Below are 2,951 nucleotides of genomic sequence, written 5' to 3'. Positions count from 1 at the left end.
CCGTGATGAAGGGCCGCGCCGACCCGGCGCTCCTGGACAGCTACGACGAGGAGCGGCACGAGGCGGCGCTGCAGAACGTGCGCGTCACCAACCGCACCTCGCGCTTCCTGCGGCCGCAGCCCGGCCCGCAGAAGCTGTTCCGCGACGCCGTGATCAGCCTGGCGCGCCGGCACGCCTTTGCCCGGCCGCTGGTCAACACCGGGCGGATGGCCATCGCCAACCCGTACACCCGCTCCAGCGCCTGCGACAAGACCGGCGGCCAGCCGGTGCAGAACGTGAGCTTCGGCTGGGCCGACGGATCGCCCGGCCGGGTCAACGACCTGCTCGAATGGGCCGACGGCCGCCTCTTGCTGCTGGTCTTCGGCGACACCAGCCCGCAGGCGCTGCAGCGGCTGACGGCGATCACCGAGACCATGCCGGTGCGCGCCGTGCAGGTCGTCGGCACCGAGGACATGCCGATGGCGGTGGAACACGTGCTCGATCCCAAGGGCCACCTGCAAGGTGCCTGCCATGTGTTCGGCCATGCCTGGGCGCTGGTGCGGCCCGACAGTTACGTGGCCGCCACCGGCGAGAGCATCGACGCGACGCTGGTGCATGCCATCGCGCGGGCGCTGGGCCTCAAGGACGAAGCCGCCCAGCCGCCGGCGCAGGTCCACAGCCCGCAGGTTGGCGCCGAGCCGCCGAGCTTCGAAGCGACCGGCGAGGAGGCCGCATGAAGCGAAGGGCGAGGGGCCCCGTGCACGGGGATCGACCAGCGCAATGCGGCCATGGCCTCCGACGCCACCACCGCCCGCGCATCACTAGCCTAGCGGAGGAGGCCGCATGATGGTGAAGACCAACTTCCACTTCCAGGACGGCGACGGCTTCTACGAGCAGTTGCTCGATGCCCACGAGGGCCTGACGAAGGAGCAGTCGGACCTGCTCAACGCCCGGCTGATCATCGTCCTGGCCAACCAGGTGGGCGACGCCAAGGTGCTCAAGGAGTGCATCGAGGTGGCGCGCCAGCTCTGATCGCCACCGCAGGGCCACTGCACCCCTGGCCGGCAGGCTGGAAGCCCCCCGATTGCCCGGATCGCTGACCGGGTGTACGCTTTCGCCCGGAAGCTCAGCCGTTGCCCGCGAAGGCCGGCACATGCAATTCCGATGCGGGGGGGTGCACCATGTTCTTCGGTCTGTTCAAGCGCGCACCGGCGCCTGCCGGCAAGGGGAAGCGCCCAGCGGCGGGCACCGCCCAGTCGAAGCCCAGCCGCTCGTCCTGGAGGGCCACCGAGCCGGACCTGCCGCCCGAACTGCGCTCGTTCGAGGTGACCGAGGGCAACGATTCAGACGACTGGGCGCTCTGGCAGGACTCGGTCAACTCGCTCGACAGCCGGCTGCCATCGATGAAGCTCTATCGCCACGAATCGGAAACGCCCACCGAGTTCCAGGAGGTCGACGCCTACGCGCGAGTGCGCCGCAAAGACTGATGGGGTCGGATTCCAGTTCATTTCACTCGACGCCCCTCGCCTTCATCACCGCCGTACCGCACGCGGGGCCGCTCTCCCCGCTTCGCTAAAATCGAAACCCCCCGTCTCCATCCCAGGGGTCAGATTCCAATGAACGGATTAATTGGAATCTGACCCCAATTTGTATGACCACCCTCAGCCAGCCCGGTCTCGACAGCCTGTCGAAATCTTTCGAACCCGCCGCCATCGAAGCCACGTGGGGCCCGCGGTGGGAAGAGCGCGGCTATGGGCGGGCCGGGCATCGCGGCACGGGCGAGCCGAAGGCCGGCGAGCCGTCGTTCGCGATCCAGCTGCCGCCGCCCAACGTCACCGGCACGCTGCACATGGGGCACGCGTTCAACCAGACCATCATGGACAGCCTCACGCGGTACCACCGCATGCGGGGCTTCAACACCGTGTGGGTGCCAGGCACCGACCACGCCGGGATTGCGACGCAGATCGTCGTCGAGCGCCAGTTGCAGGAACAAGGCCTGTCGCGCCATGAGCTGGGCCGCAAGAACTTCGTGGCCAAGGTGTGGGAGTGGAAGGAGAAGTCCGGCAACACCATCACCACGCAGATGCGCCGCATGGGCGACAGCGTGGACTGGTCGCGCGAGTACTTCACGATGGACGACAAGCTCTCGCCCGTCGTCACCGACACCTTCGTCAAGCTCTACGAGCAGGGCCTGATCTACCGCGGCAAGCGGCTGGTCAACTGGGACCCGGAGCTCAAGACCGCCGTCAGCGACCTCGAGGTCGAAAGCGAAGAGGAAGACGGGTTCCTGTGGCACATCCGCTATCCGATGGCCGACGGCTCGGGTGACCTGACCGTCGCCACCACCCGTCCCGAGACCATGCTCGGCGACGTCGCCGTGATGGTGCATCCCGAGGACGAGCGCTACCGGCACCTGGTCGGCAAGAAGGTCAAGCTGCCCTTGTGCGACCGCGACATCCCGGTCATCGCCGACGAGTACGTCGACCGCGAGTTCGGCACCGGCGTCGTCAAGGTCACGCCGGCGCACGACGCCAACGACTACGCCGTCGGCCAGCGCCACAAGTTGCCGATCATCGGCGTGCTGACGCTGGACGCGAAGATCAACGAGAACGGCCCCGCCAAGTACCGGGGCATGGACCGTTTCGCCGCCCGCAAGGCCGTCGTGGCGGACCTGGAGGCGCAAGGCCTGCTGGCCGAAACGCGCAAGCACAAGCTGATGGTGCCGCGTTGCGCGCGCACCGGGCAAATCGTCGAGCCGATGCTCACCGACCAGTGGTTCGTGGCGATGACGAAAGTCAGCGAGCAGGACCCCACGGGCAAGTCGATCGCGCAGAAGGCGATCGACGCGGTGGAATCCGGCGCGGTGACGTTCGTGCCCGAGAACTGGGTCAACACCTACAACCAGTGGATGAACAACATCCAGGACTGGTGCATCTCGCGCCAGCTCTGGTGGGGCCACCAGATCCCGGCCT

The 2,951-nt window shown here is 67.6% G+C and carries 3 protein-coding genes and 1 pseudogene; all 4 read left to right on the top strand.

Annotation, left to right across the window (positions count from 1 at the left end; all coding sequences use genetic code 11):
* A pseudogene (locus tag ACRWK7_RS16370) lies at positions 1-716 on the top strand (hypothetical protein); the annotation flags it as partial.
* Positions 717-822: 106 nt separating this feature from the next.
* The gene (locus ACRWK7_RS16365; RefSeq protein ID WP_431857330.1) at positions 823-1,011 is read left to right on the top strand and encodes a DUF2783 domain-containing protein; all 189 of its coding nucleotides are present in this window, start codon (positions 823-825) and stop codon (positions 1,009-1,011) included.
* 149 nt (positions 1,012-1,160) lie between these two features.
* Positions 1,161-1,466, top strand: coding sequence for a hypothetical protein (locus ACRWK7_RS16360; RefSeq protein WP_431857329.1), 306 nt, complete (start codon positions 1,161-1,163; stop codon positions 1,464-1,466).
* Between the two features lie 164 nt (positions 1,467-1,630).
* A partial coding sequence (locus ACRWK7_RS16355) for a valine--tRNA ligase (RefSeq protein ID WP_431857328.1) occupies positions 1,631-2,951 on the top strand: 1,321 nt, incomplete at its 3' end.

Source organism: Azospirillum sp., assembly GCF_050789165.1.
The sequence above is the reverse complement of the archived record's forward strand: the minus strand, read 5'-3'. Positions and strand labels throughout refer to the sequence as shown.